This window comes from Bradyrhizobium sp. SZCCHNR1051, assembly GCF_032489615.1.
Taxonomy (GTDB): domain Bacteria; phylum Pseudomonadota; class Alphaproteobacteria; order Rhizobiales; family Xanthobacteraceae; genus Bradyrhizobium.
This window is the reverse complement of record NZ_JAUEYJ010000023.1, coordinates 150,179-158,360: the sequence shown is the minus strand read 5'-3', so window position 1 is coordinate 158,360 and position 8,182 is coordinate 150,179. Positions and strand designations below refer to the sequence as shown.

The following is an 8,182-nucleotide window of genomic DNA, read 5'->3' as shown; positions in this document are numbered from 1 at the left end:
CTCTCCCTGGCGCCAAAGACCGCCCCCAACAAACGACGCCCCTCTTGACAACTTACTCCCCATACAAGGTTCAGCCGGAACGACCCGGCCCTCCCTGCGCGATCGGTTTTAACGGCTTATACTTGCTCTCCTCGGTGCACCGGCTTTCTGGCCACCGTGGCGACAACGCGCGCATCACGCGCGCTGCCGCGGACCTCAGCGTCGGGAGGTCAGGACCACACGATTTCGCCGTCCGCGACGACAGCGCTCGTCCAGCGCCGCCGTCACGTCCATCGCATTGCCGGTCCAACGTTCGTGACGACGCGCGTACGCCCCTCATCAGGACCGGAATGGGAGGAGCATAGGACATGAATTATGATTTTCGGAAGCTGTCTATTTTTCGCAGAGGCTCTTGAAATGGGTCTTCATATTGAGGGCGCGGGGGAAATGAGTGTTTTGGCGCAGGCGACATGCGTGGCGCATCGGCCGTCCGCCGGCGTGTTGGAGATCGGCACTCCGCCCGACGGGCGAATCGGGGATTGCAAAGTTGTTTGTGGCACGCAGGCGCGGCGCGATCGGTCAGCGCCTCCCCCCGCGTGCGGGGGAGGTCGCATCGCATCGTCAGATGCGATGCGGGTGGGGGATTGCTCCGGAAAGACTGCCGCTGTGGCACCCCCACCCCAGCCCTCCCCCGCAAGCGGGAGAGGGGGCGCACCGCCGGTGCCGTGCCTGCGCGGGTCTCTCGATGATGCGGGCCGAGATACGCATCATGAAACGCCCTGGCGCAATTGAGCGAGCGCTACCCCACGTTCGGCTCGCCGCCCTCCGGGGCGAGCCTGGTCGCCAGGATCTTGTCGATGCGGCGGCCGTCGAGGTCGATGATCTCGAAGCGCCACCCTTGCAGCTCGAAGCTCTGGCCGATCGCGGGCACGCTGCCGAAATGCTGCAGCACCAGGCCGGCGACGGTGTGGTAGCCGCGATGTGGCGGCACCTCGATGGCGAGGACGTCGGCGAACTCGTCGAGTTGCATCCAGCCGGAGACGAGCAGCGATCCGTCGTCGCGGCGGAGGCAGGCCGGCTCCGGCGGACCTTCCTCCGAGGAGAACGCGCCGACGATCGACTCCAGAATATCCGCCGCGGTCACGACGCCTTCGAACGCGCCGTATTCGTCGTGGACGAGCCCCATGTGCACGGGCGCGACTTTCAGGATCGCGATCACGTCGCGCGCATCGACGGTGGAGGGAATGATCGGCACCTCGCGCACCAGGCTGCGCAGGTCCGGCGTCTCGTCGCGCAGATAGGCGGCCAGCAGGTCCTTGGCCTGGAGCACGCCGATCGGACGGTCGCGCTCGCCGTCCGACACCGGCAGGCGCGAATGCGGGCTCTTGGCGAGCAGCTCGCGAATGGTCTTGGGATCGTCGTTGAGGTCGACGACGTCGACCTCGGGGCGCGGCGTCATGATGGCGCCGACCGGGCGGTCGCCGAGCCGCATCACGCCGGCGATCATCTCCTTCTCGCCGGGCTCAAGCACGCCTGCGGTCTCGGCCTCGCGCACCAGATGGTGGATCTCCGCCTCCGACACCTTCTCCTCGGCCTCGCCGGAGCGGCCGAGCAGCGTCAGGATCAACTTGCCGGAGAGATCGAGCAGCACCACGAGCGGCAGCGACACCTTGGCGAGCACCTGCATGGCGGGCGCGACGCGGACCGCCACGGCCTCGGGGTCGCGCAGCGCCAGCTGCTTCGGCACCAGCTCGCCGACGATCAGGGTCGCATAGGTGATGGTGGTGACGACCAGGCCGACGCCGATGATGTCGGCAACGGAGGCGGACAGGCCGAGCTCCAGCAGCCACTGCGTCAGGCGCTGGCCGAGCGTGGCGCCCGAGAATGCGCCAGAGAGCACGCCGACCAGGGTGATGCCGATCTGCACCGTCGACAGGAACCTCCCCGGATCGGACGCCAGCGCCAGCGCCCGACGGGCGCCGGCGATGCCCTTTTCGGCCAGCATGGCGAGGCGTGCCGGCCGCGACGAGACGATCGCGAGTTCGGACATCGACAACAGCCCGTTGACGACGATGAGGACGACGATGATGGCGAGTTCGACGGAGAGCATTTCGACCTGGTCTGGCGCCCGGAGGGGGCGGGATGGGGACAGGTCCTAGCATATGGGGGTGGCAAGCGCCCAATGCCGCGTTGCGGTGGGGGCATGGCTGGAGACGGGTGGGCGGTCAGATTGGGGCTTGCCGCGCCTGGACCTCCGCTGTCGTCCCGGCCTTGAGCTGGGACCTATAGCCACCGGCGGTCGTGAGGCGGGCAATCGGCAGTGACGTCCCTCGATAGCTTCCGCGGTATGGGTCCCCGCGTTTGCGGGGACGACACCGAGTGAGGAGCTATGGCCTGCGCAAATAAAAACAGCCGCCGCTCAGAAATCCCCGTGCAGCCGCCCCGAGAAGATCGACACCGGACCGCGGTCGGCGTTGTAGGCGGGATTGCTGATGAACTGATAGTCCGCCGTGAAGGTCAGGTATTTGTTGATCGAGTAGGCGTAGTAGGCCTCGATGATGTTCTCGCGCCGGTAGTTCAGCGCGCCGTCGCCGATCAGCGGGCCGAGGCCGCCGGCGGCGAGGAAGGCGCGGTGGTCGCGCGACAGCCCGTTGGTCACGCCGGCGAGGCCGATGGTGTCGTCGGGACGGCCCCAGCGCGTGCCCTTGATCGAGGTGCCCAACGACAGGCTGCTGTCGATGTCGGTGAACGCCATGATCTCGTTCTTGCCGTCGTTCCAGCTCCAGCGTCCGAACAGGCCGACATCGTCGGAGAGCGCCTGGTCGAAGCTGATCACGTAGCCGAATTTGCCGCGGCCGCGGCGGGTCTGGCTGATGTCGAGATTGAGCGCGGGATTGTCCAGCGTCTCGCGATAGCTGCCGGCGAACACGCTGTTGAACCAGCCGATCGTGCGCAAATGTCCCGGCTGCGAGAACAGCTGATAGCGCGTCTCCAGCTCGACGACATACTCGCCGCGCCTGAACACGCGCGTGTCGAAATTGTTCGAGTTCGACTCGGCATCGACCAGGAAATAGCCGGCGCGCAGCGCCCAGTTCTTCTGGTTCAACTCGGCGGTGGCGCCATAGGTCAGTCCGAGCTTGTCAGCGGCATAGTCGAAGGCGCCGGGCGCCCAGACCGACCAGTTCATGAAGTCCTTGCGTGCGTCCTTGGCGTAGGCGTTGCCGTCGAACACGTCGAGCACGGGGAATTTTCCGATCTGAAGCGTGAGACGCGAGATGTCCTGCTTGCCGGACAGCTGCAGCTGGCCGCTGCCGAGCTGCTCCTGCTCGCCGCCGAAGCCGAAGGTCTGGCGCAGGAACAGCCGCGAGGTGTTGTAGTGCGGATAGGGGAAGTCGGACTTCTGCGCTTCGCCATTGGGGAAGCCGCCTGCTCCGACGGTGTTGCTGAGGCCGAAGCCCTGCAGCAGCTCGGGATTGTAGTAGACCTCGCCGCCGTCCCACAGCCGCGCGTTGATGTACAGGCTGTTGCTCCAGGTCTCCTGGAATTGACGCGCGGGTGTCAGGCTGTTGGCGCCGGTGTAGGCGGCGCGGAACGCCGGATAGCCCTGGCCGATCACGGTCGCCTGGCCGTGGATCTCCCAGCGGTCGGATTCGGGATCGGACGGATCGCTCTTGAGCTTCAGGTCGGGACCGCCCACGAAATCGAGCTTGCGGTTGAGCCCGACCCGCAGGGTCTGGAAGTCGAGTTGCGAATTGTAGCTGGCGCCGTTGGAGAAGCGGACGCCGCCGTTCTCGAAATGGCTGTAGAGATATTCGAGGCGCCAGCTCCAATGCGGCGCAAAGCTGCGCTCGATGCCGGCGCCGGCGGCCCAGCCGAGCCGCGTCGTCAGCAGCTTCTCGGTGTCGCCGGCTGCCGTCGTGTTGATGAAGCGGCCGCCGGTCCAGGCGAGGCCGCCGGTGGCATAGACCAGCCAGTCGCCCCTGATGTAGCCGACGCGGCCGCGGGCGGTGGCGACATAGTCCCACAGCTCCGAGACGTTCGATGCCGGCGTGCCGAGCATCGCGACGGTGTGGTTGGAGGTGAGATAGTTGGGGAAGCTGAAATCGCCCTCGAGCCCGAGCAGCAGGCCAGACCGGGTGACCCAGTTGTAGCCGGCCTGCACGCCGCCAGTGAGACCGCTGAACGGGCTACCGGCGCTGACCGTCCCGCTCGGGTCGGTCAGCGTCGCCTGGGCGCGGTCGCGCGTATAGCCGGCATGGACGCCGACATAGAGGCCGGTCCAGTCGAACACCGTCTGCGCCATCCGCGCCTTGACCGGCAGGTCGGCGGCAGCTGCGGGGGCAGCGAGCGCGGCGATCATGGCGCCGGCCGCGATCATCTCCCGGGTGCAGTTCGAACGGATCATGGCGGCGGATTCCCAAGGCGAGGCAAACGACACAGGCAAACGTCACAACTGATTGCCCGCGCACAGTCACGAGAAGATTACGGAGTCGTCGATGTTCGATCGGAAGTGTGGACGGCACGCGGTAATTTGTGGATGATTTATATTGCGATTAATTCGCAACAGCAATCGTGAGGCGGTCTCATCCGGTTTCCGATTGAGGGTGTGGCGCCCACGCAACAATCAGCCCGCCCGGGCGGCCGGGCGGGACGCGACGAACGCCCGGCATCAATAGCCGCAGGCCCTGACGCGGCCGACATACTGGCCGTAGACGTTGTACTGCGGCACCCAGCGGCAGTACCGATAGCCACCGTCATCGGAGTAGCTGTCGTTGCTGGCGGCGATGGCGCTGCCGACGACGGCGGCTCCGACGAGGCCGGCACCGACGCCCCAGCCCCAATGGTGATGATGATGGAAGCCGTTGGCCGCCGCAGGCGTCGACGTTGCGGCGATGCTGCCGGTCACGGCGAGCGCGGTCAGCGCGAGGGTGGCAATCTTGGTTTTGATCGACATGGTGAAGGCTCCTGTTTGATGTTGCGGCGGCCGGCGTCGGCCGCTTGCCAAATTGGACGGAGCCTTTTCGAAACCGGTTCGAATCGCCTGATGGCGATCGACGCCATCCGGAGATTCATCAGAAGATCCAGAATGTTATCTTTGGCTCAGGAGCCCGGCAGCGGGCCGTGGCCGAGCGTGGTCACGTCGAAGTTATCGACGTCCTCCAGCAGCGCGCAGAACGCCCGCGCGCCGTGGTCCAGCACGCGCTCGCCCTTCTCCGCCGAGGCCTGCGTGGCATCGCCGACCGCGCCGCCCGCATTCAGGTCCTGCGTCTGCCAGGCCATCGGCGCCGGCCGCTGCGTCGAGAGCACCTCGTAGGTCGTTTCCATCTCAGCGCCGCGCGAGGGGAAAGCGGCGATGGCATCGCTGCGCACCAGCGTGGGATGGCGGGCCAGCATGATCGAGGTCTCGACGGCACCGCCATGGATGCCGTGACGCAGCTCGTCGGCGGAGAACAGGCCATCGGGCGCGCCGAAGCGCGACCATGACGTCGTCACCACCAGCATGCGGTGATCTGCGCGCAGATCCTGCGCGACCAGGGTCATCGCGGCGCTGTTGCCGCCATGGCTGGTGACAATCACGAGCTTCGTGATTCCGATCGCGCGTATAGCCGGCGTGGCCGCCGACATAGACACCCGTCCAATCGAACTCCGTCTGTGCGACCGGCGCTTTCAGCGCCAAATCCGCGGCCTGGGCCGCAGCTCCCGAGCCGAGGACGACGACGGCGGCAAGCCCGGTCCAGCTTCGGACGCGCGATCGTCCGGATCGTATTGGCGTAACCGTCGGCAAGCGTATGGACCGCAGGAGCAGGAGTGAACAGAGGCGCTGGTGATGCGGACCCTAGCGAATATTGCAAGTTACTTGCAATGACTTTGAAGTCACACGTCACGGCTCGCGCGCGGAAGCGGTGATTTTCGATGGCCCTATCGGCTGTGGGAACGGGTGTCGGCCCTTCGCGATCGAGCTCGCTTGTGACATGACGTCGCAAGGCAATCGAGCTGACGAGCGATTCGAAGACGGAACTGCCGCATGGTGGGAGACCCGCGTGTTGCAAATCCGTTACGAGATGATGTCAGAACGGCACTGATCGTAATTCTCACGTGAATTGAACAAGATGGACCACCGGCTCCTGGCTCGGGCGACGCTCGGTCTCCTGCTCACTTTGTCCAAAACCGCGACAGCGGCCGATCTCGGGTCGGTAAATTCGCGGCCGCAGTCGTATGACAATTCGGCGGCCCCTGACTGGAACGGATTCTATATCGGCGGGCACCTCGGCTACGCCGCAGGCAAGTCCGGCTGGACCGCCCTCGAGGCCGGCGCCGGAGTCCCGATGCTCTCGGGATCGACCGGCCTGTTTAACTCCTATGATGCCTTCAAGGGGACCGGCAGCTATCTGTTCGGCCTGCAGGCCGGCTACAACCGGATGCTGTCGCCGCGCCTCCTGCTCGGCGTGGAGGGGGACTTCTCGGCTCCGAACACGCTCGCCGGCGTGCGGGCCCCGACCTCCCCGGCAACTGGCCAGGCGGCCTATCGCGATACGATGCTGGGGACGGGTACGCTGCGCGGGCGTATCGGTTACGACTTCAATCCATGGCTGGTCTACGCGACCGGCGGCCTCGCCTGGAGCTACGACCGTCTGGAGCGGACTCAGCTCGCGGGCACGGCCGGCAATGCGGCGGTGGGCGACGTCGATACGGCGCTGACCTGGCGGCTCGGCTGGGTCGCCGGTCTCGGGGTGGAAGTGCCGATCGCGCCGGCCTGGAGCGCCAAGCTCGAATTCCTGGACTCCGAGTTCGGGCATCATCGGAAACGCTTCACCGCGGCCGGCCAGCTCTACGACTCCGATTTGTCGATCCAAAGGCTGCAACTCGGGCTCAACTACCAGCTGGGCACGGATCCGGCCAAGAAGGACCTGCTCGGCAAGGGCATCGTGCCACCCGAGCTCGACAATTTCGCCGTGCATGGCCAGACCACGATCACGACGCAGTACGACTTTCCGTTCCGTGCCCCCTATGCCGGCCGGAACAGCCTGGATCCCAATATCGGCCGCGAAACCTTTGACCTCGACCTGTACGTCGGTTTCCGCCCCTGGGACGGCGCCGAGATCTGGATCAACCCCGAAATCGACCAGGGCTTTGGCCTGAGCGGCACGTTCGGCGTCGCCGGCTTCCCGAGTGCTGAGGCCTACAAGGTCGGCTCAAGCTATCCCTATGCCCGCATTCCGCGCGCCTTCCTGCGCCAGACCATCGATCTCGGCGGCGAGAGCCAGAAGGTCGAGGCCGGCATCAACCAGTTCGCGGGATCACAGACATCCGATCGTCTCGTCTTCACCGTCGGCAAGTTCGGCGTCGTCGATATCTTCGACCAGAACAAATACGCCCACGACCCGCGTGCCGACTTCCTGAACTGGACCTTGGTCAATACCGGCACGTTCGACTATGCCGCGGATGCCTGGGCGTTCACCTATGGCGCAGCGGCCGAGTGGTACACCGGCCCGTGGACGGTCCGCGCCGGTATCTTCGATGGTCCGGCCGTCCCAAACAGCACCGATCTCGATGCCAAGCTCGGCCAATTCCAGATGGTCGGCGAACTCGAACGCCGCTACGAGCTTTGGGGGCAGCCGGGCAAGATCCTGGTCACCGGCTATCTGACGCGGGCCCGCCTCGGCAATTTCCAGGATGCGGTGACCCTGGCGGCGCAGACTGGAGCCGCTCCGGATCTCGCGGCGGTCCGGACCTACAAGAGCAAGCCCGGCATCTCCGCCAATTGGGAGCAGCAGATCCTGCCGGGGCTCGGCGTGTTCGCGCGCGCCGGCTACACGCCCGGGAAGCTGGAGGCCTACGCGTTCACCGACGTTGACACGACCTTTGCCGCCGGCACCTCGGTGTCAGGCAGATTCTGGGGACGGCCGGACGACACGTTCGGCCTCGCAGGGGTGGTCAATCAGATCTCGCCGGCGCATCAGGCCTATTTGGCCGCGGGCGGCTATACGGCGCTGATTGGTGATGGGCAGCTGCCGCACCCCGGGGCCGAGAAGATCCTCGAAGCGTATTACTCGCTGCCGGTGTTCAATTGGCAGTTGACGTTTGACTATCAGTTCATCGTCAACCCGGCCTACAGCCGCGATCGCGGGCCGGTCTCGATCATCGGGTCGCGGCTGCACGCGCAGTTCTGAGTCGAACGACCTGCCACCCCGACAATCCGCCC

Annotated in this window: 4 protein-coding genes and 1 pseudogene; 1 reads left to right on the top strand and 4 read right to left on the bottom strand. The window is 65.9% G+C overall.

The window, feature by feature from the left end; translation table 11 throughout:
• Nucleotides 1-778 precede the first annotated feature (778 nt).
• The 4 genes and pseudogenes from QW868_RS26460 to QW868_RS26445 form a co-directional block, all read right to left on the bottom strand.
• On the bottom strand, nucleotides 779-2,089 hold the full coding sequence (locus QW868_RS26460; protein ID WP_315783982.1) for a hemolysin family protein: 1,311 nt from the start codon (nucleotides 2,087-2,089) through the stop codon (nucleotides 779-781).
• 309 nt (nucleotides 2,090-2,398) lie between these two features.
• On the bottom strand, nucleotides 2,399-4,384 hold the full coding sequence (locus QW868_RS26455) for a carbohydrate porin (RefSeq protein WP_316231899.1): 1,986 nt from the start codon (nucleotides 4,382-4,384) through the stop codon (nucleotides 2,399-2,401).
• Nucleotides 4,385-4,648: 264 nt separating this feature from the next.
• Nucleotides 4,649-4,933, bottom strand: coding sequence for a hypothetical protein (locus tag QW868_RS26450; protein ID WP_316231898.1), 285 nt, complete (start codon nucleotides 4,931-4,933; stop codon nucleotides 4,649-4,651).
• A 146-nt stretch (nucleotides 4,934-5,079) separates the two neighbouring features.
• Nucleotides 5,080-5,571: pseudogene (locus QW868_RS26445) on the bottom strand (creatininase family protein); the annotation flags it as partial.
• A gap of 518 nt (nucleotides 5,572-6,089) precedes the next feature.
• On the opposite strand from QW868_RS26445, the gene QW868_RS26440 reads away from it, so the two are divergent.
• Nucleotides 6,090-8,150, top strand: coding sequence for a carbohydrate porin (locus QW868_RS26440; RefSeq protein ID WP_316231897.1), 2,061 nt, complete (start codon nucleotides 6,090-6,092; stop codon nucleotides 8,148-8,150).
• The last annotated feature ends 32 nt before the right edge of the window (nucleotides 8,151-8,182 follow it).

Coding starts and splice junctions, on each gene's coding strand:
- QW868_RS26460 (WP_315783982.1), bottom strand. CDS start 2,089: ATGCTCTCCGTCGAACTCGCCATCATCGTCGTCCTCATCGTCGTCAAC.
- QW868_RS26455 (WP_316231899.1), bottom strand. CDS start 4,384: ATGATCCGTTCGAACTGCACCCGGGAGATGATCGCGGCCGGCGCCATG.
- QW868_RS26450 (WP_316231898.1), bottom strand. CDS start 4,933: ATGTCGATCAAAACCAAGATTGCCACCCTCGCGCTGACCGCGCTCGCC.
- QW868_RS26440 (WP_316231897.1), top strand. CDS start 6,090: ATGGACCACCGGCTCCTGGCTCGGGCGACGCTCGGTCTCCTGCTCACT.